General features: G+C 53.0%; 22 protein-coding genes and 1 riboswitch. Of the genes, 13 read left to right on the plus strand and 9 right to left on the minus strand.

Annotated features, from left to right (window positions below):
* Positions 1-3: 3 nt before the first annotated feature.
* The gene (locus tag C7W93_RS20340; RefSeq protein ID WP_108442041.1) at positions 4-1,656 is read right to left on the minus strand and encodes an iron ABC transporter permease; all 1,653 of its coding nucleotides are present in this window, start codon (positions 1,654-1,656) and stop codon (positions 4-6) included.
* A gap of 151 nt (positions 1,657-1,807) precedes the next feature.
* Here C7W93_RS20340 and C7W93_RS20345 point away from each other — a divergent pair, with 151 nt between their 5' ends.
* On the plus strand, positions 1,808-2,884 hold the full coding sequence (locus C7W93_RS20345; protein WP_108442042.1) for an ABC transporter ATP-binding protein: 1,077 nt from the start codon (positions 1,808-1,810) through the stop codon (positions 2,882-2,884).
* A gap of 322 nt (positions 2,885-3,206) precedes the next feature.
* Here C7W93_RS20345 and C7W93_RS20350 read toward each other — a convergent pair whose 3' ends face one another.
* The gene (locus tag C7W93_RS20350) at positions 3,207-4,241 is read right to left on the minus strand and encodes a Fe(3+) ABC transporter substrate-binding protein (RefSeq protein WP_108442043.1); all 1,035 of its coding nucleotides are present in this window, start codon (positions 4,239-4,241) and stop codon (positions 3,207-3,209) included.
* A 229-nt stretch (positions 4,242-4,470) separates the two neighbouring features.
* Between C7W93_RS20350 and C7W93_RS20355 the strand changes: the two genes are divergently transcribed.
* The 3 genes from C7W93_RS20355 (at position 4,471) to C7W93_RS20365 (ending at position 7,276) form a co-directional block, all read left to right on the plus strand.
* Positions 4,471-5,724, plus strand: coding sequence for a patatin-like phospholipase family protein (locus tag C7W93_RS20355; RefSeq protein WP_108442044.1), 1,254 nt, complete (start codon positions 4,471-4,473; stop codon positions 5,722-5,724).
* Positions 5,725-5,738: 14 nt separating this feature from the next.
* Complete coding sequence (locus C7W93_RS20360) at positions 5,739-6,539, plus strand: M15 family metallopeptidase (RefSeq protein WP_108442255.1); 801 nt, start codon at positions 5,739-5,741, stop codon at positions 6,537-6,539.
* A gap of 179 nt (positions 6,540-6,718) precedes the next feature.
* A complete protein-coding gene (locus tag C7W93_RS20365) occupies positions 6,719-7,276 on the plus strand; it encodes a phasin family protein (protein WP_108442045.1) in 558 nt (185 codons plus the stop codon).
* 108 nt (positions 7,277-7,384) lie between these two features.
* Here C7W93_RS20365 and C7W93_RS20370 read toward each other — a convergent pair whose 3' ends face one another.
* The gene (locus C7W93_RS20370; RefSeq protein ID WP_108442046.1) at positions 7,385-8,302 is read right to left on the minus strand and encodes a LysR family transcriptional regulator; all 918 of its coding nucleotides are present in this window, start codon (positions 8,300-8,302) and stop codon (positions 7,385-7,387) included.
* Between the two features lie 154 nt (positions 8,303-8,456).
* Between C7W93_RS20370 and ygiD the strand changes: the two genes are divergently transcribed.
* Positions 8,457-9,263, plus strand: a complete 807-nt coding sequence (ygiD, locus tag C7W93_RS20375; protein ID WP_225869948.1) for a 4,5-DOPA dioxygenase extradiol — start codon at positions 8,457-8,459, stop codon at positions 9,261-9,263.
* 66 nt (positions 9,264-9,329) lie between these two features.
* Here ygiD and C7W93_RS20380 read toward each other — a convergent pair whose 3' ends face one another.
* The gene (locus tag C7W93_RS20380; protein ID WP_108442047.1) at positions 9,330-10,931 is read right to left on the minus strand and encodes an NAD(P)/FAD-dependent oxidoreductase; all 1,602 of its coding nucleotides are present in this window, start codon (positions 10,929-10,931) and stop codon (positions 9,330-9,332) included.
* Between the two features lie 325 nt (positions 10,932-11,256).
* On the opposite strand from C7W93_RS20380, the gene C7W93_RS20385 reads away from it, so the two are divergent.
* Entirely contained in the window at positions 11,257-11,571 is a 315-nt protein-coding gene (locus tag C7W93_RS20385) for a YXWGXW repeat-containing protein (RefSeq protein WP_108442048.1), read from the plus strand.
* 69 nt (positions 11,572-11,640) lie between these two features.
* Here C7W93_RS20385 and mnmC read toward each other — a convergent pair whose 3' ends face one another.
* The 3 genes from mnmC to C7W93_RS20400 all read right to left on the minus strand — a co-directional run bounded on the left by mnmC (position 11,641) and on the right by C7W93_RS20400 (position 16,240).
* Positions 11,641-13,398 carry an FAD-dependent 5-carboxymethylaminomethyl-2-thiouridine(34) oxidoreductase MnmC gene (gene mnmC / locus C7W93_RS20390; RefSeq protein ID WP_108442049.1) on the minus strand — a complete coding sequence of 586 codons (1,758 nt, stop codon included), beginning with the start codon at positions 13,396-13,398 and terminating at the stop codon, positions 11,641-11,643.
* A gap of 179 nt (positions 13,399-13,577) precedes the next feature.
* Complete coding sequence (locus C7W93_RS20395; protein ID WP_108442050.1) at positions 13,578-15,041, minus strand: hypothetical protein; 1,464 nt, start codon at positions 15,039-15,041, stop codon at positions 13,578-13,580.
* Positions 15,042-15,205: 164 nt separating this feature from the next.
* Positions 15,206-16,240: a TraB/GumN family protein gene (locus tag C7W93_RS20400; RefSeq protein ID WP_108442051.1), complete on the minus strand. Its 1,035-nt coding sequence runs from the start codon at positions 16,238-16,240 to the stop codon at positions 15,206-15,208.
* Positions 16,241-16,285: 45 nt separating this feature from the next.
* Between C7W93_RS20400 and C7W93_RS20405 the strand changes: the two genes are divergently transcribed.
* From C7W93_RS20405 to C7W93_RS20435, 7 genes are all read left to right on the plus strand, one after another.
* On the plus strand, positions 16,286-17,017 hold the full coding sequence (locus C7W93_RS20405; RefSeq protein WP_108442052.1) for a pyrimidine 5'-nucleotidase: 732 nt from the start codon (positions 16,286-16,288) through the stop codon (positions 17,015-17,017).
* A gap of 116 nt (positions 17,018-17,133) precedes the next feature.
* Positions 17,134-17,709, plus strand: coding sequence for a nucleoid occlusion factor SlmA (gene slmA / locus C7W93_RS20410; RefSeq protein WP_108442053.1), 576 nt, complete (start codon positions 17,134-17,136; stop codon positions 17,707-17,709).
* A 101-nt stretch (positions 17,710-17,810) separates the two neighbouring features.
* Positions 17,811-18,983 (plus strand): ABC transporter substrate-binding protein, encoded by a 1,173-nt coding sequence (locus C7W93_RS20415; protein ID WP_108442054.1) that lies wholly within the window; start codon positions 17,811-17,813, stop codon positions 18,981-18,983.
* A gap of 165 nt (positions 18,984-19,148) precedes the next feature.
* A complete protein-coding gene (locus C7W93_RS20420; protein WP_108442257.1) occupies positions 19,149-20,204 on the plus strand; it encodes a branched-chain amino acid ABC transporter permease in 1,056 nt (351 codons plus the stop codon).
* A 23-nt stretch (positions 20,205-20,227) separates the two neighbouring features.
* Positions 20,228-22,024: an ATP-binding cassette domain-containing protein gene (locus C7W93_RS20425; protein ID WP_370446508.1), complete on the plus strand. Its 1,797-nt coding sequence runs from the start codon at positions 20,228-20,230 to the stop codon at positions 22,022-22,024.
* Positions 22,017-22,784, plus strand: a complete 768-nt coding sequence (locus tag C7W93_RS20430) for an ABC transporter ATP-binding protein (protein WP_108442056.1) — start codon at positions 22,017-22,019, stop codon at positions 22,782-22,784. Before C7W93_RS20425 ends, C7W93_RS20430 begins: the two co-directional genes overlap by 8 nt.
* A gap of 140 nt (positions 22,785-22,924) precedes the next feature.
* Positions 22,925-23,093, plus strand: a riboswitch (FMN riboswitch).
* A gap of 196 nt (positions 23,094-23,289) precedes the next feature.
* Positions 23,290-23,844 carry a 6,7-dimethyl-8-ribityllumazine synthase gene (locus C7W93_RS20435; RefSeq protein WP_108442057.1) on the plus strand — a complete coding sequence of 185 codons (555 nt, stop codon included), beginning with the start codon at positions 23,290-23,292 and terminating at the stop codon, positions 23,842-23,844.
* Positions 23,845-24,249: 405 nt separating this feature from the next.
* On the opposite strand, the gene C7W93_RS20440 is transcribed toward C7W93_RS20435, so the two are convergent.
* Positions 24,250-24,999 (minus strand): molybdopterin-synthase adenylyltransferase MoeB, encoded by a 750-nt coding sequence (locus C7W93_RS20440; protein WP_108442258.1) that lies wholly within the window; start codon positions 24,997-24,999, stop codon positions 24,250-24,252.
* A 117-nt stretch (positions 25,000-25,116) separates the two neighbouring features.
* On the minus strand, positions 25,117-26,631 hold the full coding sequence (locus tag C7W93_RS20445) for a S41 family peptidase (protein ID WP_108442058.1): 1,515 nt from the start codon (positions 26,629-26,631) through the stop codon (positions 25,117-25,119).
* Positions 26,632-26,633 lie beyond the last annotated feature (2 nt).

Consider the following 26,633-nt stretch of genomic DNA (forward strand, 5'->3'; position numbering starts at 1 on the left):
CGCTCAGCGTCGACTTAGGGCGCGGGTGACTAACAACACGGGAATCAAACCGACTGCGACGATGGTCAGGGCGGGTAATGCGGCTTCGCCTAGCCGTTCGTCTCGGGCAAGGTTATGGGCGATGACGGCCAGCGTGTCAGTATTAAACGGGCGCAGTAAAAGCGTCGCGGGCAATTCTTTGACCACGTCGACAAAGACCATCAGAAACGCGGTCGCCATCGAGCGCCAAAGCAACGGCGCGTGTAAGCGACTGGCAATGCGCCAGCGACTGCTGCTCAAGGTGCGTGCAGCCTCGTCGTAACTGGTGGGAATTCTGGCGTAACCGGCATCGATTGATTGCACCGCAACCGCACTGAAGCGGACCAGATACGCGTACACAATCCCGAGCGAAGTCGCGGTCAGCCAGATGCCGATGGTGTTATGCGGCGCGATCACTTGCAGCCACGCGATGGGCAGCAGGATGCCGACCGCGATCACCGAACCGGGGATCGCATAGCCCATCGACGCCACGTGCGTGATAAAGCGCAGCAGCATGGCTTTGAAGCGCGGCAAGCCGTGCGAACGCTGGGCAAAACTCAGCGCCAGCGCCAAGGCCACCGCCAGACAGGCGGCGATGGTGCCGAAGCGGAAGCTGTTCCAGGCCCAACCTGCATAGCGCAGTAAGTCGAAAGACACGCTACCAAAATCGCTATCGCCATTGGTAGCATTATTCGCCGCAGCGTTGTGCCCGAATTCGGCCCACATCAGTTGCAATAAAATAAGCACAGGCAGCACGAATCCGAGAAATATGGGCAGGCCGCAGACTAGCCACGCCACGTTACGATGCATGCCGCGCAACGGCTCCAGGCGCGACTCCGATCCGTCACCACGCTGCCCGCGGACACTGGAAAAGCGCAGTTTTTTCTGGCCTTGGCGTTCTACCCAAAGTAATACCGCCACGATGCCGAGTAACACCGACGCCAGCTGTGCAGCGGCGATACGGTCATCCATCACCATCCACGCTTTATAAATCCCGGTGGTAAAAGTAGTGAGGCCGAAATACGCGCTGACGCCATAGTCAGCCAGTGTTTCCATCAACGCCAGCGCCGCGCCTGCCATCAGCGCAGGGCGCGCCAGCGGCAACGCAACGCGGCGAATTCTGGCAGCCAGCGGTGTGCCGAGCAGGCGTGCCGCCTCCATCAAATGCAAGCCGCGCTCATTCAGGGCGCTGCGGGCCAGTAAATAGGTGTACGGATAAAGTGTAAAAATGAACAGAAAAATCGCGCCCGACAGATTACGTATTTCCGGCAATCGCATGCCGGGAATGACGTTTCTGAGACTGGTTTGCACTAGCCCGCTATATTGCAGAAAGTCGGTATAGGCATAGGCCGAGACATAGGCTGGCATCGCCATCGGCAGCAGCAAAGCCCATTCCAGAAAACGCCGTCCGCGAAATTCGAACAAACTCACCGTGACAGCCGTTGCTGCGCCCACCAGCACCACGCCAATGGTGACGGCGATTGCCAGCCATGCCGAGGTCGCTAGATAGCCCGGCAAGACCGTGTGCATTTGCTGCATCAATACGTCAACGGCGTGCGCGTCGAGGTTAAGCCAGGCGGCCGCGATGCCGAGGATGGGTAGGGCAATCAGCAGGGCGATTAAACCGATGAAGAGCATGGAGGCAAGTCAGAAATGGGTGGGATTACGCTACACTAACGGGCTTTATTGGGCTTTCTGATCTTTGCCGATTGGGTTCAAGACAGGCCGATAGCGTCGATAGATTTTTTCGATCAACCAGAATTGTAACCAGCTTCACAGCAACTGCCGAATGTTTCTCGATCTTCAACACATCTCTGCGCGTTATCCGAAGGCCTCTGCGCCAGCGGTGAATGACGTATCGTTACAATTAGCCGCCGGTCAATTAGGCGTATTGATTGGTCCATCCGGCAGTGGTAAAACAACATTATTGCGAGCGATTGCCGGGCTTGAACAGCCGCAGAGCGGGCGTATTCTGCTAGACGGTACGTTGCTGGATGGCCCGAATGTGCGGATCGCGGCAGAACAGCGCCGGATCGGTATGGTGTTTCAGGATTTCGCTTTATTCCCGCATTTGAATATCGCCGCGAATATCGGATTTGGCCTGCGTGACATGCCGCGTCAGCAAGTACGTCAACGTGTCGATGAAATGCTGGCGCTAGTAGGGCTAGATGGTGCGCATGAAAAATACCCGCATCAATTGTCCGGCGGTCAACAACAGCGCGTCGCAGTGGCGCGGGCATTGGCGCCGCAACCGCGTTTATTGTTGCTTGACGAGCCTTTTTCCAGTCTCGATGTTGAATTACGCGAACGACTAGCGCACGATGTTCGCGAGATTCTGAAGCAAGCGCATATCACCGCGTTGATGGTGACGCATGATCAACTGGAAGCGTTCGCCATTGGTGACGTAGTCGGCGTAATGCAGGCCGGGCATCTGGAGCAGTGGGCCGCGCCGTATCAGTTGTATCATCGTCCCACCAGTCGTTTTGTTGCCGATTTTATTGGTCACGGTGTGTTTGTGCCGGGTGCGCTGGTGCAGACTGACGCCGGCATGATGGTCGCCACCGCACTGGGCAATTTGCATGATGTTAATGGGGTTTTGGCGCATGCGGGCGCGTCGCCGGACAGCGCTCCGCGTGGGTTTGATGTGCTGTTGCGTTCCGACGATATCGTGCATGACGATGATTCACATTTCAAAGCACGCGTCGTCCGAAAAACTTTCCGTGGCGCGGATTTTTTATACACGCTGAAACTACTGGATGGACAGGAATTGCTGGCGTTGGTGCCCTCGCATCACGATCATGCGATCGATGAATGGATCGGCATCCGCCTTGATGTTAGTCACGTGGTGACATTTCCAACAGTTTGATTAATTTATGACAAGATTGAGGAGGCACAAATGTTGACGAACTATATCGTGGTTGGCTTGGAAGTAAGCGTGGTGGTGGTGATTGGGTTGGCGATTTATATGATTAAGAAGAAATAATGTCGTGTTGGTTTTGTGGAAAAGGGCATCCAGGATGGTGGCATTGTGACGGTCAGATCTCGTTAAGTTTAATTCTCGTTGCGTTTAATAAGACCAACTTGAGACACGTTCTGTATTATCGGACGCAGCATCGAAACAAAAATCGGGCTGGTGATTATTTCACCAGCCCGATTTTTTTGCGCGACGGCCTGAGTAAATGCGCTAATTACTTATAACCAACCTTGTCCAGCATCTGTAATACTTTTTGTTGATTGCGACCGACGGCGGAGACATCGATGATTTCTGGTTTGAACGTTCCCAGTGCATCTAGCGCCGCGTTTTCGGTTTTGACGCCTTTTACGGCTGGCCATTCATTATTGCCTTCTGCAAAGTAACGTTGCGCATCGTCGCTGGCTAAATATTCGAGAAATTTAACTGCTTCGGCACGGTGCGGTGCGTATTTGGCGACACCGGCTCCGGCGATATTGACATGCGCGCCGAAGGATTTTTGGTTAGGCCAGACTACAGCAACTTTTTTCATCAATGCTATGTCTTCTGGCTTGGTGGATTTCATCAGACGCGCAACGTAATAAGAATTTGAAATCGCAATGCCGCATTCACCGGAACTGACGGCTTTGATCTGATCGGTATCGCCGCCGACTGGCGAACGGGCAAGATTGGCGACATAGCCTTTTAACAGCGCTTCGGTTTTAGGCTCGCCCAGATGTTCTAGCAAGGCACCAAATAGCGAAACATTGTAAGGATGCGCGCCGCTGCGTGTGCAGAGTTTGCCCTTGTTTTTTGGATCGGCCAACGCTTCATAGGTATCTACATCGGTTGGCTGAACATGTTCCTTGTTATACACAATTACGCGTGCGCGGGTCGATAAGCCGAACCATTCCGAGCCCTTGCCGGTATCTTTGCCGCGCAGATTGGCGGGGATGCGGGTTTCTAATGTCGTGGATTCGATCGGTTGGAACAGGCCGTCATTCTCCGCGCGCCATAGCCGAGCGGCGTCGACTAGCAAAATGACATCTGCAGGACTAGCGCTGCCTTCGCTTTTAAGGCGGGCGATGGTCCCGGCATCGTCACCATCGACGCGATTAATTTTGATGCCGGTGGTTTTGGTGAAGTTGCTGTACAGCGCTTCGTCGGTTTGATAGTGACGTGCGGAATACAAATTCAACACTTTTTCTTGTGCTACGGCGGTGACGGCGAAGCTGGCTAATATGGCGCTGGCGATGAAAGTGCGCAAAAACATAAAGTCTCCCTTTGATGAACATGGTATGAGCGTTGAGGCGTTGACCGGCCCGACGCACATTTCTGAGCGGAAACTATAGCATCTAATGCAAATGATTTCTATTCGTAATTAGTGAGGGCGCGCTTCCTGAATAAAGGTGGATGAGGACTATGCGAAAAAAACAGCGCTGCGTCGTGTTGATGAAGGTCAGGTAAGATAAGTCTCCTCCCACTGCGAAGAATGGCGTGACATGTCTAGTAAAGTCTCGAATAAAATTGCTGCAGATGCAACTGTCTTGTCCCCAGCTAAAGCAGCGGCTGGCCCGGCTAGCGGTAGAACCACCCCTGACACTAAACCTAAAAAGGATGATCGACCTGATGCCAAGCCGCGTGTCGTGCTGGTGTTGCAAGGCGGCGGTGCGCTTGGTGCTTATCAGGCGGGCGTGTATCACGCCATGCACGAGCATGATATGACGCCCGACTGGGTCGTCGGTACCTCGATCGGTGCAATTAATGCAGCGATTATTGCGGGGAATTCACGCGAATTGCGACTATCGCGATTGAAAGAATTTTGGGAGTCGGTATCGCACAAGGATTTGGTGGCAATGGATAAAGTGCCGGATTCGGTGCGCCAGACCAGCACTTGGTGGACTTCGCTGGATACGATATTGCGTGGCGTACCGGGATTTTTTAAGCCGCGTCAGATGAGCCCGTTTGCGATGGGTTTGCCAGTTGAGCCAGAAGAAGCCAGTTTTTATGACACTTCCCCTCTGGCCGAGACGTTGGCAAAACTGGTTGATCTGGATTTTCTGAATTGTCCCGACAGCATCCGGCTGACCGTCAACGCGATGAAAGTAACGACTGGCGAACTGACCTGTTTTGATTCCGATAAACGCAAAATAGGGATTGAGCATGTGATGGCTAGCGGTGCGTTGCCACCCGGTTTTGCGCCGGTACGCGTCGATGGCGATTTGTACTGGGATGGTGGTTTGTATTCAAATACACCGCTTGAAGTCGTGCTGGACGATCAGGATGACCGCGCTGAAAAACCCCGCGTCGATACGATTTGCCTGATGGTCGATCTGTGGAGCGCAGAGGGCGAAGAGCCGCGCACGCTCGACGAAGTGCAGACGCGTCAGAAAGACGTCACGTTTGCCTCGCGTTCGCAGCGCCATATTGAAAACTATCTGCGTACGCATCAATTACGACGCACTGCACGGGCGCTGTACGACAAATTGCCACCGGAGGAGCGGAGTAAATCTGAGCTGAAGGAATTTGCTGGTTTGGCCGACGACAGTACTATTCACTTAATACGGTTGCGTTATGCCGGTCACGACTGGAACATGGCATCGAAAGATGTTAACTTTTCGCGTGGTTCGGTACAGTGGCGCTGGGAACAGGGTTATCAGGATGCAATGCAGGCGATAGAACGGGCCAACATTGCCATGTTTGGTAAAACCGATGCCGGATTGGTCATTCACGATTTGACTGAGGTCGTTGCTTGATTGGTGTTAACTGGATGCAAGCGCGGTTGCGGTTGTTATTGTTGCCATTGTTGCTATTTGCCAATGGAAACAGTAGTGCGGCTGCAACCGCAATTTCGGCCGCTCCGACTGTGCTCGACAGCGCACAGTGCGCGCAGCTTAAAGCGACGCATGTGATGCAGTCCGGTGCGCCGGTCGGGTGCGCGCAATTGCAGGTGGTGCGCTTTGCGTTTGTGGATTTCGAAGGTCAACGGCATGATGACGGTGAAATCATGGTGATGGCTGCCGTTGCGCCGCAAGTGCAGACTATCTTTAAGTTATTGCTAGCGCGTCGCGTGCCATTGGCCCGTGCAAAGTTGATGAATCACTATCATGGCGATGACGCGCTGGCGATGGCTGACAATAATAGTTCCGCTTTTAATGATCGTCCGATTACCGGTGGCGGCGCGCCTTCTTTGCACGCTTACGGTTTGGCAATCGATATTAATCCTGTGCAAAACCCTTATTTACGTCGGACTGCCAACGGCGCGATTGCGGTAAGTCCCGAAGATGGCAAGCCGTTTATATCGCGTTTGCCGCATCGCGCAGGCATGGTTGACGATCAGATCGTCGCGATTTTTGCAGAGCATGGCTTCCCGATTTGGGGCGGACATTGGCGTCAGCCGATTGACTATCAACATTTCCAGGTCAGCCGAAAGACGGCGGAACACTTGGCGAAACTGCCAATCAAACAAGCACAGGCCTATTTCGAGAACAGCATTGCGGTCTATCACGGCTGCCTAAGCGGCAAGAAGAAAACGGTAGCGGTAAGAAAAATATGCGCGCTTGCTAATTAATCAGCGCGTTGTAAGATCAATACACTGCGCCGGGGCAATTGTTAAATCGTAAGACAAATTTGTTGCATCGCACAATAATTCTTGACGTAGTGATTTGTGTCTGTAAAATAGGATTTGTTGCAGCGCACCATTTGGTGGCTGACCGTTTGTTGAAGCATCTTATAAATTAGGAGAAGACCATGTTTTCATTTCAAGAGCAGTTTTCCGCAGCCACCAAAGCCCATTTCGAAGCGCAATTAGCATTGCTGAACACACTGACAACCAAAGCCTTTGAAGGCGTTGAAAAAGTCATCGAACTGAACATGAGCGCTGCTAAAGCATCAATGGAAGAGTCCAGCGCGTCTGCCAAGCAATTGCTCGGCGCAAAAGATGCACAAGATTTCGCCGCTATCGCTTCAGCCCAAGCTAAGCCAAACGCAGACAAGGCAGCCGCTTATGGCCGTCACCTGCAAGGTATCGCTACTGGTACACAAGCTGAATTGACTAAAGCTGCTGAAGTTCAAATCGCTGAAACTAGCCGCCGTATCAATGCGCTGATCGACGAAGTCAGCAAAAATGCACCAGCTGGTTCAGAAAACGCCATCGCTATTCTGAAATCGGTCATCGGTAACGCTAACGCTGGTTACGAGCAACTGACTAAGACAGCTAAGCAAGCAGTAGAAACATTGGAAGCCAATGTGAATAATGCAGCAACTCAGTTCGCACAAACTGCTGACAAAGTCCGCACTAAGAAGTAATTTATAGAATAAACGAGCCCGTCTGGATCAGGGCTCGGTAAGACAAAAATGCCGCCTGGCTTCTCGCCAGGCGGCATTTTTATTTTTGCGACAGCTTTGATGGGCGAGTTATCCCGCCGGTAAATCACGATCCCAGTACGGCGCATCACCGAACTGCTCGGCTAGAAAATCGACAAAGGTCCGGACTTTGGCCGACAAATGCTGGCGGCTGGGGTATACCGCGTAGATCGACAGCGTCTCGCTATGATATTCGGGCAACAAAGTGGTCAGTCTTCCGGCGCGGACATCGTCGCCAACTATGAATGACGGTTGTAGGATAATCCCCATCCCTGCTAATGCGGCTTCCCGCAGCAGATCGCCGTTGTTGGTGTGAAGTCCGCCTTTGACGCGTGTTGTGACCGTTTTTCCGTCACGTAAAAAGCGCCATTCATCGCGTGGTGTTGAGTAGGCATAACTCAGACAAACATGACTTTCCAAATCGGCCGGATGTTCTGGAACGCCATTTTTTGCCAGATATGCCGGCGCGGCGCACAACAAAATCCGCGCCGGGGCGATCTTGCGGGCGACCAGACTCTGGCCTTGTAGCTTGCCGATCCGAATCGCCAGATCGAAACCCTCATCCACCAGGTCGACCACGCGATCCGATAACGACACATCCAGCGCAACATTCGGATAACGCTCGGCATATAACGGCAACACGCGGCCCAGATGATTCACTGAAAACGACACCGGCACGTTGATACGCAATACGCCGCTTGGGTTGGTGGCGCTGTTGCTGGCGGTCATGGCTGCTTCGTCCAGATCCAGTAATACCTGACGGCACCGCTCCAGATAGGCGGCGCCGGTATCGGTCAGACTAATCCGGCGCGTACTGCGGTTGAGCAGGCGCGCATGCAAGTGCGCTTCAAGGTCGGCAATATGCCGTGTGACGGAGGGATTAGACAACTCCAGCGCCCGTGCCGCGCCCGACAAACTGCCGCAATCGGCGACTTTGACAAAGATCTTCATCGCTTCAAATAAATTCATCTTCGCGCCTTATTGTTTTGGAATCCGGAATGATCATTTTCTACGAAGCCTATTTTTCTTTCAAGTGGAAAAATATATAGTAGTCATTAAAGCGGGGGCAAATTTGCGCCACCACGCTAGCTATATAGTCATTATTTTTAGTGGAGAAAACGCCATGAGCACCCTTATTCCGCGTCGCATGCCAGCAATATTTTTCGGCCACGGCAGCCCGATGAACGCAATACAAGACAACCGTTTCACCCAAGCCTGGGAGCAATTAGGCGCCAAGGTAACTGCGCTGAAGCCGCGTGCTATTTTGTCTATCTCGGCGCATTGGTATACGCGTGGCACAGCCGTTACCGCGATGCCGCAGCCCAAGACGATTCATGATTTTGGTGGGTTTCCGCAGGCCTTGTTTGATATGCAATATCCGGCTGCGGGCGATCCGGCATTGGCTGCCCAGATACGAGATTTGCTGGCGCCTATGGCCGTCGAGATGGATCAATCCTGGGGCTTTGATCACGGGACATGGTCGGTGTTGGTGAAGGCACTGCCGCATGCCGATATTCCGGTAATTCAGTTGAGTATTGACGCCACGCAAGGGCCGCAATTTCATTTTGAGTTGGGCCGGAAATTAGCGGCATTGCGCGATCAGGGTGTCGTGATTATCGGAAGCGGCGATGTCGTGCATAACTTGCGCCTGATGAATTGGGACCCAAATGCGCCTGCGCATGGCTGGGCAGAGCGCTTTAACACCACGATTCGGGAAAGTTTATTAAGCGGTGATCATCAAAAAGTGGTGAATTACGCTGCTTTGGGCGAGGACGGAAAGTTGTCCGTGCCGACCGCAGAACACTTTTTACCATTGCTGTACATCATCGGCACGCAGCATGACGATGAGCAAGTCACGATCCCGATCGACGGCATCAATATGGGCGCGATCAGCATGTTGTGCGCGGTGGTGGGGAACTTAGAAAATTGATGCTGCTGCGTCCGCGAAGCGATGATTTCTGGCGCGGACGCAGCGACTACGATACGTTTGAGGTGGTTATTTCGCCATGCTCAGCGCGACCGCCTCTGCCACGCGGATGCCGTCGATTGCTGCTGACATAATGCCGCCAGCGTAACCGGCTCCCTCGCCAGCAGGGAACAAGCCAACTGTATTCAGACTTTGCAAACTATCGTCGTGACGTTTAATCCGAACCGGCGAGGATGTCCGGGTTTCAACGCCGGTCAATACCGCATCGGCCATCGCAAAGCCGCGGATTTGCTTGTCAAAGGCAGGTAAAGCTTCGCGCATGGCGGTGATTGCATAGTCGGGCAGCGCCGTACTCAAATCGCCTAAATGTACGCCGGGTTTATACGATGGTTGCACGCTGCCGAAAGCGGTGGAAGCGCGTTTAGCCAGAAAATCGCCGACCAGTTGCCCCGGTGCATCGTAATTACTGCCGCCGAGTTCGTAGGCGCGTGATTCCCAATGTTCTTGCAGCGCGATGCCTGCGAGCGGATGGCCAGGATAATCGGCGGGCGTAATGCCGACGACGATGCCACTGTTGGCGTTGCGTTCATTACGTGAATACTGGCTCATGCCGTTGGTGACGACGCGTCCCGGCTCGGATGTCGCAGCGACCACAGTACCGCCCGGGCACATGCAAAAACTATAGACCGCACGGCCATTGGCGCAGTGATGGACTAGTTTGTAATCCGCTGCGCCGAGTATTGGATGCCCGGCGCTGGGGCCAAATCGACATTTGTCGATCAGGGATTGGGGATGCTCAATCCGAAAGCCGACCGAAAACGGTTTTGCTTCGACATACACGCCACGGTCAAACAACATGCGAAACGTATCGCGCGCGCTATGACCGATCGCCAGCACCACGTGATCGCTGACGATGGCTTCTCCGCTGGCGAGTATGACTGCGCGGATTTGACCATTCTCAATATCCAGATCCTGGACTTTTTGCTCGAAGCGGAATTCGCCGCCCAACGCTTCAATCGACGCCCGCATTTTTTCGACCATCTTTACCAGACGGAAAGTGCCGATATGCGGTTTGCTGACGTACATAATTTCTTCCGGCGCGTCGGCCAGCACGAATTCGGTCAGGACTTTGCGGCCGTAATGTTTAGGGTCTTTAATCTGCGTCCACAGTTTGCCATCAGAAAAAGTCCCTGCGCCGCCTTCGCCGAACTGGACATTCGATTCCGGTGCTAATTCACGTTTGCGCCATAGTCCCCAAGTATCTTTGGTACGTTCACGCACTGCCTTGCCGCGTTCCAGAATAATCGGCTTAAATCCCATTTGCGCCAGAATCAATGCCGCAAACAGGCCGCAAGGGCCGGTGCCAATGACGACCGGGCGCGATTTTTCGGTGCCGTTGGCGTGCGCGACAAATTTGTACTGCATATCCGGCGTGGCCGTTACATGCTTATGCGCCTTCAGACGTTGCTGGATGGTCGCTTCGTCTTTTACGTCGACATCAACGGTATAGGTCAGCGTGACTGCATTTTTCTTGCGGGCGTCATAACTCCGTCGAAAAATCGTGAAGCCAAGCAGAGCTTCAGGTTTGATCCCGAGCCGCTCCAGAATCGCGCCGTGCAGCGCGTCTTCAGAATGGTCGAGCGGGAGTTGAATTTCGTTCAATCGCAACATGGGTGTTCCGGTAAAAATCTTGATAATTGTTGGCGCCGTTGCAATGCGCGCACAAGGCAGAGACGCTTATGCGCGGCAACGGCTCGCTGGACGCCATTTTACCTTAGGGCACCGCAGATTCCGACGCATTCTGAGTTTTGCGGTCGTGTCAGTGTTCGTTGGGCAGCGGTGGCGAATCGGCCACAAATAAGAGGTGTTTCAAACTGTGTCAAAAAGACCGTAAAACCCGTTATTAGATCAAATTGGAAACACAAAATTACAGTTAATAGCGATTCTTTGGCCTATATTACTTGTCAGGACATACTCAATTCAAAGGAGATTTTCCATGAAATTCAAGGCGATTATTTGCGTTAGCCTGCTCTCAATCAGTGCAGGATTGCTGGCCCCAATATCGGAGGCGCAAGCACAGGTTGTGGTGGGTGTCGGCGTTGCACCTCCTCCCCCTCGCTATGAGGTGATTCCTCCACCAAGAGGCGGTTTTGTCTGGGCTCCGGGTTTCTGGCGCTGGAACGGACGGCGGCACGTCTGGGTTGGCGGTCATTACATCCGTGCGCGCCCCGGCTATCGTTATTACGAACCACGCTGGGAGCGCGGTGATCGTGGCGACTGGCGCTTCCGTGAGCGCGGTTGGGAAAGATAAAAGTTGGTCTGGCATGGTCCGCATGTCAGTATTTCAGGGCGCCTTCGGGTGCTCTTTTTTTCGCCATTTTTACGGCTTAGTACGCCGTTGCGCTTTTAAGATAAAGCGCGCCGGGTCTAGCGCTGCGGCTAGCTCTGCTTCTATCGGTAACGGCTCGTCATTCAATTCTGCGGCCAGCAGTTCTGCTGCCAACGGTGCCCAGATCAATCCGCGTGACGCATAGCCCAGCAAACCGTATAGCCCTGGCAAGCGCGGGATATCTTTCAATTGCGGTTCGCGGAGTGGCGATGTTGCCGTCGTATCGGGCAGCGCGCCGACCAGCGGCAGACGGTCGGTCGCCACGCAACGAAAACCTACTCGACCAGTCAACGGCAATACGGTTACATCGGCAGTCCAGTCGGGCAGGATTTGGTGCAAACGCGCCAGATTTTCGTCCTGACTGCTTTGGCGTAAGGCCGTTTCGGCATCGTTGTCATAGGTCGCGCCGATACTGCATAGACCATTTATCGCTGGCGTCAGATAACCATCGCCGCACAGTACCGGCATGATCGCCGGAGCGCTTTCTGCATCGAGATACGTGACCTGACCCCGAATCGCGGTCAGCGGCAAGTCGCAGGTTTGTGGAAAAGACAGCGCGCCCATGCCGTTTGCCAGAATGACCACCGGCGCAGTGGCAATCTCAGCACCGTTTTCATCGCAAACCTGCCAGCTATCGGCCATTTTTATGAGTGTGCTGGCGCTGACATTAAAGTGGGTTTGCAACTGCGAACCGCAGGCTTGCAGCATGGCGCGGCACAAACTCTGTGGATGGACCCAGCCGCCGCCGGGGAATAACCAGCCACCGCCGCTGACGGGCGCTCCCAATAATGCGCTGGCCGCCGGTTGCGCCAGCCATTGTGCGTATTCGGCGGGGAAATCTGTTTGTTGCGACAAATTTTGCTGGGCTTCTGCATGGGCGGCATCGCGGGCTATCTGGAGCACGCCGCAAGCGGCACCGGAAAAACCGTTGCCAATGCCGCCCAGACTTTGCCAGACATGCCGTGCGAATAAATATGCGTTGCGGCTGAGGCGCGAGGTGGGATTGTCATCTCTGGATAAAAGCGGCATAAAGATGCCTGCCAGATTGCCGGACGCTTCTTGTGCGATATTGGCATGGCGTTCAATTAACGTTACTTTCCAGCCGCGTAAGGCCAGCCGTTGACATGCAGCCGCGCCTGCCAATCCCGCACCAAGAATGATGGCGTGACGCTGGACTGGCGGAGGTTGTGTGCGGGGCGTTGTAATTCGCCATCGTGGACAAAAACAGGCATTTTTTACTGCAGCACCGGGCGTATTTTCAAACACAAATCCAGCGTTTTCCACCATTTTTTGCTGGCTGTCGCTGGACATCGGCATACGCAATATTGCTTGGGCTTTAGCCAGTCGTCCCAAGCGCGTCCATAGCGATAATGGCCAGTCTTGCGCTGACAGATAAAAAGCATCGATGCGGGCATCAATTTGTTGCACGCATTTAGCGCTGTCGCCGATCATCAGCGTCAGCACGATCTGGTTTTGGTCCAGATAAATGCGATGAAATCCCGGCACTGCAACAGGCCAGACCGCCAACAGCGCCTCGGACAATTCGGCCCATTCTGACTGTTTCTGGGCCATCTCTGCAATGGATAAACCCGTCGGTAGCCACGCCAGATAGTGTAATTGCTGTGGTCGTGCAGCGTCGTCGCGCCAGGCCTGCCAGATTGCGAGGAATTGCTGACCAGCCTCGAATGCGGTATCTAGCACGGTATAGGAGGATTTTTGTCGCCATTCTGCGACGATTTTTTCAATCATTTTTTCGTCTGTGGCCGCGTGATTTGCTGGTTCTGATCTCGGCTGCACGCATAAATAGTGTCTGATTTTGCAGGTATTGTTGAAACTAAGGTTTTGCAATCATTGCACATAAAAAAGTGATGGACGACATCGCTAGCGCAGGGATATGCAGCCCGGGAAAACTGCATATCCGCTGCGGATTAGGTGCGCGTATTCATCTCAATAACGTTCACACTTTGAAGCATAACGGGTGGCACATTTTCTGTGCGCTGTAACCAAGTCCCAAACGATTCCCACGGTCGCCCCAGCAATTCTTGCACTATAAGCCATAGTCGGTAGGGCGCGCGTATCGACAAATTGACGGTATTTTCAAATTTACCGTTCTGAAATTGTTGCCCAAATGCGTTTTCTGCTGCTTTGTTAGTTAATAAGCCATCGTCGGCTACGTTAAATGTGATCTTCCGTTCTGTTAAAAATGCCTCTAACGCTTCTCGTGACGTTAAATTATCCTCCCTGACAAAATCGGCAGTCCATCCGTCGGGAGCCATAATCTGCGCAAGCAATGGCGTCGTGCAAAAGGAAAAAGCCAGATTTATTCGCTTTAATCCCAGTACGTGGGGATGCTCGGGGCCGCAGTCTTTGTATTTTTCAAAAAGCATTTCAGCGTTCGATTTTATATTGTCCATCCCTTGGCCGATTATGGCGGTGCGTGCTGCAACGCCCATGGCGCTGCTGATCGCGCGCGTGCTGTCTGATATATTTCCCAGCAATCGTAGGAAACCACGATATGACGAAGCCGCGTCTTTTGCGCCCAGCGCTTCCGCAGCAAATAGCGTTAGTCTGCCGGCAGGGATGACTGTATTGAGGACGGTAAAAATCGTTGAAAAATCCCGCAATTTTTCCACGCATTGCAGCCCAAAGTAAAAAACGCTATTCCATGCTGAGGTATTCTTGATTAGCGCTGGATCCTGAAGATATTCTTTGACAGCGTTAACGTAGATGGTCAGGCGTTTTTCCATCTCATCGGCCATATGCTGTCGCTTTAACGTTCCATAGCTAAGGCCCAGTGTGAGCGGCGTCTTCAAACCTTCGACGCCGATCAGCGCCCAATCGCCAACGGGCGAGCGCAGTGGCCCATTGGCGGTCTGGAATCCGCTGGCCGGGTCGTCCTCAGACAAGCCATTGACAATCACGGCGACCATGGAAGCGCTTACCACCAGCGAGATAAGATCTCGCAACAAGCGTATTTTCAATCCGTCACTTGCCGCGGCTTTGATTTCATCCAGAATTTTGCCGATTTGACGCATCAGGATTTTTGTTTCTTCTTCCTTTAATGCTGGTTTGGAAGGATCGGTCGAGATGGCCGACGCTGTATTGAAAGCAGGAAGAAGTTTTAGATGATTTTCGGCTGCGGCGAATTCGGTCTGATAAAAGCCGCCGCCAGCCAAAGCAAATACGCTCTTGAAGCCCGTTATTAAGGTATTTACGCCAGCGAGGTGATCAGGTCCGGGTTCACAACGTGGTTGTAATTGATCCGATGTGAGTGCCGCAGATTTTAATCGCCTTTTAATGACACTATCTTTGGCGCTATCTTGGGCGGTCGGAAATGCTTGGGGCTGACTAATGGCTGTAAGTTGTGTGCTTGCTGATGAAATTCCCGGCATCTTTATCCTTTAGAACATTTATAGTGCACGTACCTATCTTTTTGTTATTAAAAAGATCTTTTAAAAGCGAATTTTGTGATCGCAAAAGAGCAGTGCGTCTGAGGGTACAGACGCATGCGTGCTTCATTTCTATGGTTTTGTTGGGTTTTCAGCGAGTGGCGGGATCAATAAATGCGATGCACGCTGTAGCCGCGTTGCCGTAACAAGGTCTGCACGCTGTTGGCACCGACCAAATGCAGCATGCCGATGCCGGAAAATGTAGTTTCGTTGGCTTCGCCGGTGGTCAGCAGTTTTTCGATCGCATCGGCCAGCGCCGGATTACGTCCGTCTAGTAACGCACGCTGAATGAATTTGCCCGTGAAAGTGTCGTCGCTGGTCATCTCTTTCAACAGTTTTTCGAGGCCTTGCAGGTCGCCGCTGCGCCATAAGGTGACTAATTGCAGCGCTTTACGGGCGCGGACAGGGTCACGCAAATCGTCTACGGTATCCTGCAAAAACCGATTTTGGTCCGCTATCGATAAGTTGCCTAATAGCGACAACTGATATTCGACACTTTCCAGGCCGATCAGCGGTTTATGCCGGGTTTGCGCATAGCGTGCCAGATAGTTGTCAACGCCTTGCTCCTTGGGAAAGCCATGGCGCGCATATTCTTCCGTCGTCAGCACGGTTGCCAGCAGCCACGGTTTCATGCGCACGACATCGGTCGGCTGCATTCTGTATTTTTCCAGTAATTTGCTGACTTGCTGATGCAATGCTAACGGCATATCCTGCCCAGAAGCGCTGTCATTTGGATACAGCGCATATTCTTGTAGCAGTTGGCTGACCGCCTGCGTATCGCTGGCATCGATTTCAATCGCGATGCGTGAGGACTGGCCCAGCGCTGTCATCACCGGCGGTGCGAGCGGGAAAAAATCGGCACTGCCGACGTGGACAGTGCCGAATAAATAGGCAGTGTGACCGCTGCCTTCAATTTTGAAGAGCGCGCCGCCGCGTCTGACTTCTTTGCTGGTTGGTGTTGCTAGTGCAGCAGATTTTGCGCCGATGTCTTTTGCCACAGAGGATGCGGCGTAGAGCGCTGCCAACAATAATGGCAGCAATGGCAGTAAATAGCGCGGCGTATGCCGATCATCGCGTCGTTCGCTCATCCTTTGATGCGTTTTAAACCGATAACGCAAATTGTCTATAATCTGGCGCAGCACGCGTTCTCCTGATGGCTTACATTTTATTAATGGCGATAAAACTCTGTGACAAATACTACACCGCTCTGGTTATTTGACCTCGATAACACGCTGCACAACGCATCTCACGCGTTTTTTCCGGCAATTAACGAGAACATGAATCGCTTCATTGCACGGGTGTTGGGTGTGGATGGGGTGGACGCCGATGCGGCAACGGTGAACGCTGTGCGTACCGACTATTGGCGACGCTATGGTGCGACCTTAACCGGCATGGTCAAGCATCACGCGGTACGGCCGGAAGAATTTTTGCGTGAGGCGCATCGCTTTGACGATGTCGCTGGCATGATTCGGGCCGAACGCGGTTTGATCAGTTTGCTGAAGCAGTTACCGGGCCGTAAAATTTTGCTGACCAATGCGCCGCAACGTTATTCCAGTCAGGTAATGCGGCATTTGGGTTTGCATCGCCAGTTTCAGCAACACATTTCGATTGAATCCATGCACGTGCATCGGCAACCGCGTCCTAAACCTTCGCCGCAATTTCTACGTAAATTGATTGCGCGGCAAGGCGTCGCCGCGCATCGTTGTATTTTGGTTGAGGATACGCTCACTAATCTGAAAAGCGCCAAGCGGATCGGCATGCGTACGGTATGGGTGACCGGATATTTGGCCGAAAGCGCCAAAATTCAGTGGCCGGGCCAACAATTGTCGCGTTCAAATATGACAAAGCGCACCCGCTATGTCGATGTCAAAGTAAAATCCGTGCGGCGACTGGCAGATAAACTGCATCGGCTACGCTAATTTTGATAGGACTGTCGTAAAATCGCCCGGCAGCGAGGATTGTCCTGCCGCGAACCCATCCGGGCAGCGCTTTTACGACAGTCCTGTTTCAACAGATCACTGACTGATAACACGATATGGCAACAATTAAACCTGGCGAACGTAAGCTACAGATTCTTCAAACGTTGGCGAGAATGCTCGAACAACCCAAAGGTGAAAAGATCACCACTGCGGCTTTGGCAGCCCGGCTAGAGGTGTCGGAAGCGGCGCTATATCGCCATTTCGCCAGCAAAGCGCAGATGTTCGAAGGATTGATCGAATTTATCGAGTCCAGCGTTTTCGGTCTGATCAATCAAATTACCGAGCAGCAGGAAAAAGGATTGTTGCAGGCGCAGGCAGTGGCGATGATGTTGTTGAATTTTGCCGAGCGTAATCCCGGCATGACCCGCGTCATCATTGGCGAGGCGCTGGTGAATGAGGACGAGCGCCTGCAATTGCGCATGAATCAATTTGTCGATCGGGTTGAGCTGGCGCTGAAGCAATCGTTGCGCATCGCCGCCAGCCAGGGTGAGACTAACGAGCAAGAGGCGACTATCCGTGCCAATATACTGACCAGTTTTGTGCTGGGGCGCTGGCAGCGGTTTGCCAAGACGCGATTTCAGCAAAAGCCGTGCGACGACGCGGCGCAGCAAATTGCCTTGATTCTGGTGTAATGAAACGCTTACGGGCTAACAAACTTAAAAGTGCAGCAGCACAACCCAATATTGTCATAACGGCGTTATAAAAAAAGCCGATCATTTACAGGAGTCTTTACATGAAAAAATTAGGATTAAACGTTGCTCTTTCCGCCGCTGTTGCCCTGACCTTGAGTGTTAGCGTCACCAGTGCGATGGCCCAGATCAAAGTTGGTGTCAGCGTATCGGCGACCGGCCCTGCTGCGTCGTTGGGTATTCCGGAAAAAAATACATTCGCGCTGTTGCCGAAAGAGATTGCCGGTCAAAAAGTCGAATATATCGTGCTCGATGATGCGACCGATACCACGACCGCCGTCAAGAATGCCCGCAAACTGGTGACCGAAGATAAGGTCGATTTGTTGGTTGGATCGACCACGACACCGAATTCGCTGGCAATGAGCGATGTCGCTGCTGAGTCTGGTACGCCGCTGATTTCGATGGCCGCTTCGGCCTCATTGGTGGAACCGGTTGATGCCAAGCGTCACTGGATATTTAAATCGCCGCAAAACGATTCGCACATGGCGAGCGCGATTGTTGCGCACATGGCGGACGCTGGCGTAAAAACCGTGGGTTTCATTGGGTTTTCTGATGCCTATGGCGAAGGTTGGTATCGTGAATTTGCCAAATTCGCAGACATCCGCAAGATTAAGATCGTTGCCAATGAACGTTTTTCTCGTCCGGATACGTCGGTCACCGGTCAAGTTCTGAAAATCCTCAGCGCCAATCCAGATGCGGTATTGATTGCCGGTGCAGGCACGCCAGCAGCGCTGCCACAAAAAACACTAAAAGAGCGCGGTTATAAAGGCAAAATCTATCAAACGCATGGTGTTGCCAACAACGATTTCCTGCGCGTTTGCGGCAAGGATTGCGAAGGTACTTTCTTGCCAGCAGGACCGTTGCTGGTGGCAGAACAACTGCCTGACAGCAATCCAGTTAAGAAATCGGCAATGGCGTATCGCGCCGCTTATGAAAAAGCCTATGGCGTCGGCAGTGTTTCGACCTTTGGCGGTCATGCCTGGGATGCCGGTCAGTTGTTAGCAGCGGCAACACCTGCTGCACTTAAAAAAGGCAAACCCGGTACGAAAGAATTCCGCGCTGCTTTGCGTGATGGCATTGAAGCTATCAAGAATTTGCCGGTCTCGCACGGTATCGTCAACATGAGCCCGACCGATCACGTTGGTTACGACCAACGTTCACGCGTAATGGTGGAAGTGGTCGGCGGCAAATGGAAATTGCTGGGCGCTGCCAAGTAAGCATTGCTTGCCTGTTGCTGAAGGTTGAAGGCTTAGGGCGAATGTCACGCAGCAAAGTTGTGCGCGGCATTCGCTATCTCTCCTATTTTTGAAATAGTTTTAGTCATTTGTTTGTTGCCGCTGACCGGAATTCCGGGACCAGCGGCAATCTCATTTTGGGCCGCTATGGACACCTCTATTGCCGTCATCCTCGCACAGGATGGCATTACCAGCGGCGCGATTTATGCGTTGCTGGCACTGGCGTTAGTGCTGGTATTTTCAGTTACGCGCGTGATTTTTATACCGCAGGGCGAGTTCGTCGCCTTCGGCGCGTTGACCATGGCGGCGTTACAGGCCGATCGGTTTCCGCTCTCCGCAACATTGTTGGTCGTGCTCGGAATATTGAGTTTTGTGCAGGAAACCTGGTCGATCCTGAGTACGCCTGAATCGCGTCTGGGCGCAGTGCGCAGTATTGCGCTGGCGGGTCTGAAATTTATACTGCTGCCGTTGGCGATCTATGCGCTGACGCGCTACTACGGTCACGCCAGTTTGCCGATGGCGTTACAAGTTTTGCTGACGTTGCTGATTGTGGTGCCGATGGGACCGATGATTTATCGATTGGCGTTTCAACCGTTGGCTGAAGCCAGTACGCTGGTGTTGCTGATCGTTGCGGTCGCCGTACATTACGCGTTGATCGGGATCGGCCTGCTGATGTTTGGCGCTGAGGGTTCGCGCACATTGCCATTTTCGGATGCGCGCATGGATATCGGCGGGCTGGCGATTACAGGGCAAAGCGTGGTCATCATCAGCGTTTCTATCGTGCTGATTTTGGCGCTGTATCTGTATTTCGAACGGACTTTATCCGGTAAAGCGCTGCGGGCGACGGCAGTGAACCGACTCGGCGCACGTCTGGTCGGGATCGGTACTACGCAAGCAGGGCGCATGGCCTTTACATTGGCGGCGGCATTAGGCGCATTGTGCGGCGTATTGATCGGGCCGCTGACGACGGTGTACTACGACAGTGGATTTTTGATCGGATTGAAGGGCTTTGTCGGCGCCATTATTGGCGGCCTTGGCAGCTATCCGATTGCCGCCGCCGGTGCATTGCTGGTCGGTTTGCTGGAATCGTATTCGTCTTTCTGGGCCAGCGCATTCAAAGAAGTCATCGTGTTTACGTTGATCATTCCGGTGCTGTTATGGCGCTCGCTGACTAGCAAGCACGTGGACGAGGGAGATCAATAATGCGCGCTTTTTTACGGCCTTTGATGGCATCGCAGACCTTCGTACTTTTGATCATTTTTCTGGTGATCGTGGCGTTGCTACCGGTTTTGCCAACACCCGAATATTGGATTACGTTAGCCAACTATATTGGCTTGTACGCCATTGTTGCATTGGGATTGGTGCTGCTGACCGGTATCGGTGGCTTGACCTCTTTCGGGCAGGCGGCTTTTGTCGGACTTGGCGCGTATTCCACGGCTTATCTCAGTACCCGATTTGGCATTTCGCCTTGGTTCGGATTACTGGTCGGCTTAGGCGTGACGATGATTGCAGCTTTCAGCATCGGCGCGATTACCATGCGTTTGTCAGGTCATTATTTGCCGCTTGGGACTATTGCATGGGCATTGTCGCTGTTCTATTTATTCGGCAATCTGGATTTTCTGGGGAAGTACGACGGCCTCAATGGGATTCCTTCGATAGACCTCTTTGGCATCACCCTCGATAGTGGCCGCAAGATGTATTACCTGATCTGGGCGATGTTGCTGGTCGCGCTGTTGGGTATGCAGAATTTGTTGAATTCGCGATTGGGGCGGGCGATTCGGGCATTGAATGGCGGCGGCGTCATGGCTGAAGCGATGGGCGTCAATACGGCTTGGGTCAAGATCGTGATTTTTGTGTTGGCAGCTTTGCTGGCAAGCGTTTCCGGCTGGCTGTATGCGCACTTGCAACGTGCGGTCAATCCAACCCCGTTTGGCCTGAATGCCGGTATCGAATATTTGTTCATGGCCGTGGTCGGCGGCGCTGGTTATGTCTGGGGCGCGATTCTCGGCTCGACTTTGCTGACGCTGTTGAAGGATCAGTTGCAATCGTGGTTGCCTAAATTGCTAGGATCGAATGGCAATTTTGAAACCATCGTTTTTGGCCTTTTGATGGTGCTGTTGTTGCAGCGTGCACGTGAAGGTCTATGGCCTTATCTGCGCAAATTGCGTCCGGCTAAACAGCATGCTGTCGCGCCGGAGACTGCGCCAGCATTGGCGATGCGGGTCAAACCGCCGCACGGTGAAATCGTCTTGGAAATCGCCCAGGCACGTAAGGAATTCGGCGGTCTGGTCGCGGTGAATGACATCGGTTTCAACGTTGCGGCGGCAGAGATTGTCGGCCTGATCGGCCCCAACGGTGCGGGTAAATCAACCATGTTTAACCTCATCACCGGGGTGTTGCCATTGACCAGCGGCTCGGTCAAATTTCGTAGCGACGGCGTGTTGCAGCAAATAGCCGGTTTGCCATCCCGTCAGATCGTACGTCGCGGGATTGCGCGCACCTTTCAGCATGTACGCTTATTGCCGACGATGACGGTGCTGGAAAACGCCGCAATCGGCGCGCATTTACGTGGAAAATATGGCGATGTTGCGGGCGTGGCAAGCGGTTTGTTGCGCCTGAATAAAGCAGAAGAAAACGCGTTATTGTTTGAGGCAAAAGTCCAGCTCGAACGTGTTGGTCTGGGTGGATTGATGTACGAAGAAGCGGGCAGTCTGGCGTTGGGCCAGCAACGGATATTGGAGATCGCCCGGGCGCTGTGCTGCGATCCGACGTTGTTGCTGCTCGATGAACCGGCTGCGGGTTTGCGCTATCAGGAAAAGCAGGCGCTTGCCGCTTTGCTGCGCAAACTAAAAGCGGAAGGGATGAGTATCTTGCTGGTTGAGCATGATATGGATTTTGTGATGACGCTGACTGACCGTCTGGTGGTGATGGAATTTGGCACCAAGATTGCCGAAGGCTTGCCAGCAGAAGTGCAGCAACATCCTGCGGTGCTGGACGCTTATCTGGGAGGCATCGATGATTGATAGTACGAATAACTCAGCGACACCGGTATTGGAAGTCACCGATTTGCACGTCGCTTACGGCAAGGTCGAAGCGTTGCACGGCGCGACATTGCAAGTCGGCGCAGGTCAGATAGTGACCGTCATCGGCCCCAACGGCGCGGGCAAATCGACAATGCTGAATGCGATTGCCGGAGCCATGCCGAACAATGGCGGTGCGCGCGGCAAAGTGCGCTTGCTAGGCCATGATATGCAGGGCGTGCCGATCGAGGCGCGGGTTGCACGCGGCATGAGTCTGGTGCCTGAAAAGCGTGAGTTATTTGCCAGCATGAGCGTAGAAGATAATCTGTTGCTTGGCAGCTATCGGCGTTACAAAGCACGCGAGCGAAATTATGCCGATCAGTTGCCGGTGGTCTACGATCTGTTCCCGCGTTTGCAAGAGCGGCGCAAACAACAAGCCGGTACGTTGTCCGGCGGTGAGCGTCAAATGCTGGCGGTAGGGCGCGCGTTGATGGCTAAGCCGCAACTATTGATGCTGGATGAGCCCAGCCTCGGTCTGGCACCGCTTATCGTCAAAGAAATTTTCCACATTATCGTACGGCTTAAACAAACCGGTGTCGCGATTCTGCTGGTTGAGCAAAACGCTCGTGCGGCCTTGCAGGTAGCGGACTATGCCTATGTGTTGGAAACCGGCGATATGGTCATGCAGGGTCCGGCCTCGCAATTGGCCTGTGATCCTAAGGTCATTGCTGCGTATTTGGGATTGGCGAAAAAGGCTGGCTAGTACTGACGAGCGGCAGCAAACCGGCTGACTCGCGCGAAATACCGGGCTGGTCGCAAATTTACAACGGCGCTGCAGCAATCCGGCAAATATGATAAATTCTGTTTTCGGCTGGGCGTTGTACTTAATACACGGACAGCCGAATACGTTCTCAGGGCGGGGCGAAATTCCCCTCCGGCGGTAATGGCACGCAATGTGTCTAGCCCGCGAGCGCTTGTTGTGAGGCCGGTAGTTTGGCTTCACTAGCGAGGTCAGCAGACTCGGTGTGATTCCGAGGCCGACGGTTATAGTCCGGATAAAGAGAGAGCGGGATGCAGTTAAGAATTGGAACGAAATCTGTGGTCAAGTCTGGTGTTAATGTTGGCTTTGGTTGGATTTAAGCATGTTGATGGCAGCGTTGTAAGCGATGTAGAACTGGTTCTGGGCGAGCTTATGCACGCCTTGTAAATCCCTATCGATCCAAATTGCCCTGTTTTTTTATGCATTATCTAAAAACAGGAGTAGTCAAATGTTGCAACAATTAGCTGTCACCACATCCAAAACCCAAGCAGGTCAGCATGGTCAACGCGTCGCTTTCGTCCAGGCCGGTTGGCATCGGGATATCGTGGATCAATGTCGTTTGTCGTTTATTTCAGAAATGACCAGCCTCGGTTATAGCGAATCCGACCTCGATTTTTTTGAAGTCGCCGGTGCTTTTGAAATCCCATTGCATGCCAAATTGCTGGCAAATAGCGGCAGGTACGCTGCTGTAGTCGCGGCGGGTCTGGTCGTCGATGGTGGGATTTATCGCCATGAATTCGTAGCGCAAGCGGTGATTACGGGACTGATGCAGGTACAGTTGGAAACTGGCGTGCCGGTTTTTTCGGCAGTGCTGACGCCGCATCATTTTCATGCTGGCGAAGAACATCAGAAATTTTTCTTTGACCATTTTCTGGTTAAAGGGGCTGAGGTTGCGCGGGCATGTGCATCGACCGTAGAGGGATTGCGTGCGCTTCGCGAGTTGGGTACGTCAATTGGTGCGACGCCAGCTGCAAATGTGCCGCGAGCATTGCAGTCTGCTTAATCAAGATTCCACGATGTTCTTGATGAGAGCCGTGTGTATTTAAAACGGTTGGTGCTCTGTGGAGAGTTGTCGGGGGCGGCCCGACAGCCGGTCACTTTTTCTTGCTTCAGATAGGCGGCCCCGCAGAAACCGCAACCAAAAAGAAGGCGACCGGGGGTGTCTCTGCCCTTCGGGTCCCCAAATGTCTCAGGCGTTTGTCGGGTCGAGAAACCAACTCGCTACGCTCAAACATGTTTCCCGATAAACCCCTGAAACATTTGGCAGTGCTACATGCCGGGGTACGTCAACTGCCACGGCCATGTCCACTTCAAAAAGAGCGTCAACGTCAAATTTGGCTGCGCCCGCAATGTCAACAGCCTTGGTGTTTGGAAGTTATTTGGAAAAAACAATAATCTTCATTTAAATTTAATGCTCTCCACAAACCTGGCAATTCCCATCCCGCGGCAGACTAATCCGCATCCATTCCATCGTGCGCGCATCCAGCATCAATAATTGTCCTGCCAGCGAAGTACCAATCCCAATCAGCAACTTTAACGCTTCAGCGGCTTGCATGCTGCCGATAATGCCCACTAGTGGGGCGAAGACGCCCATGGTGGCGCAGTTTATTTCTTCAAATTCACGATCCGGTGGGAACAGGCAGGCGTAACAAGGCGAGGTTGGTGAGCGTGGGTCGAATACGCTTATCTGGCCGTCGAATTGAATTGCTGCGCCGGATACTAGCGGGACTTTGTGCGTCACGCAGGCCAGATTGACGGCGTGGCGCGTGTTGAAATTGTCGCTGCAATCAAGTACGACGTCTGCGTTGGCAACCAAGGCGTTCAGGCGGGTTTGATCGGCGCGTTCGGCGATGCAGATGATGTTGAGGCCGGGGTTGATTTGGGTTAGCGCAGTTTTGCCCGATTGGACTTTTAGTTGGCCCACACGGTCGCTGGTGTGCAGGATTTGGCGCTGTAAATTAGTCAGGTCTACGGTGTCATCATCGACTAGCGTAATGGTGCCGACGCCAGCGGAAGCCAGGTATAGCGCGGCTGGTGAGCCTAAACCACCTGCGCCGATAATCAACGCGTGTGATGCCAGCAGTTTTTCCTGACCGTGGATGTCGATGTCGTCTAACAAGATATGACGTGAGTAGCGTAGCAGCTGTTGATCGTCCATGGTATCGCGCACAAATATGACTATAAAAAAGGAATAAAAAAAGCCGCATCAAGATTGATGCGGCTTTAGCGGGAGTTTAGTGCGGGCTACAACAAACGCTTAAGCCGATTATTTTGCTTACTTTTTATCGTCTTTTTTGATGTCGCCGTCTTTAGTCAGATCTTTCGGCAGCGGTTTCTTGCCATCTTTTTCCGCCGTTGCGTCTTTATCTAACGCAGGTTTTGGGTCCGCTTTGGCAAGTTGAACAGGTAAGCCTTTCAAGTAATTTAAGGCCTGATTCAACTGGAAATCGTCTTTCGCGCCAAATTCTAGCGGCTTGCGTTTGCGTGCGAGTGCAATCAGGCGTTGATCTTCTTCCAGTTCGTCTGCTTTTGGTGCAGCGGCGGTGACCTCGGCTTCTTTGTCCTTGTCGTTGGTCAAATGCTTGGTCAGATCGGCTTCACGTACCCGTAGACCTTTGAGCAAATCACCATCGGCGTATTCGTCGACTTTCATGTCTGGAACGATGCCTGTGGCCTGAATCGAGCGACCGTTTGGTGTGTAGTAACGGGCAGTCGTCAGCTTGACAGCGGTCTGGCGATCTGGCGGCAGGGCGACGATCGATTGGACTGAGCCTTTACCGAAAGTTTGCGATCCCATGATGATGGCGCGCTTATAGTCTTGCAATGCGCCAGCGACGATTTCAGAGGCGGAAGCAGAGCCGGTATTGACCAACACCACCATTGGGATCTTTTTCACCGCATCCGGCAATTTTGCCAGTCCGTCCATGCCCGGCCCGGATGAGTAGAATTCCGGCTTGGCGTAGAAAGTTGCTTTTGAGCTTGGTAATTGACCATTGGTGGTAACAACAACCACATCTTTTGGCAAGAACGCGGCAGAAACCCCGATAGCGCCCGGCAACACGCCGCCCGGATCGTTACGTAAGTCAAGTACCAGACCCTTCATTTTCGGATCTGCGGCGTACATGGCTTCGATCTTTTTAGCCATGTCGTTGACAGTTGGTTCCTGGAATTGCGTGATGCGTATCCAGCCATAGCCGGGTTCGACTACTTTGGATTTGACGCTCTGGACGCGGATTTCCTGGCGCGTGATGGTGATAACAATCGGCTTGTCTTCATCTTTGCGGGCAATCGTCAGTTTGATCTTGGTATTCGGCTCGCCGCGCATGCGCTTGACGGCCTGATCCAGTGTCATTCCTTTGATCGGGGTAGAGTCTAGACGGGTGATCAGATCTCCGGCCTTGATGCCCGCGCGATAGGCTGGCGAATCTTCAATCGGAGAAATGACCTTGACGTAGCCTTCTTCCATGCCGACTTCAATTCCGATGCCGACAAATTTCCCTTGCGTCATTTCACGCAGTTCTTTGTAGCCTTTTTTGTCCAGATAGGACGAATGCGGGTCAAGCGACGCGACCATGCCCGAGATGGCTTCGGTCAATAGTTTTTTGTCGTCCACCGGCTCGACATAGTCAGATTTGATTAACCCAAATACGTCGGCAAGTTGCCGCACTTCTTCTAACGGTAATGGCGATGCCGCACTTTTTTGCGCAATAGCGTCAAATTGGATCGAGGCGGCGACGCCTGCGACCACGCCTAAACCGATTAGGCTGATATTTTTGAGCTTACTTCCCATGT

This window comes from Glaciimonas sp. PCH181 (assembly GCF_003056055.1).
Lineage (GTDB): Bacteria > Pseudomonadota > Gammaproteobacteria > Burkholderiales > Burkholderiaceae_D > Glaciimonas.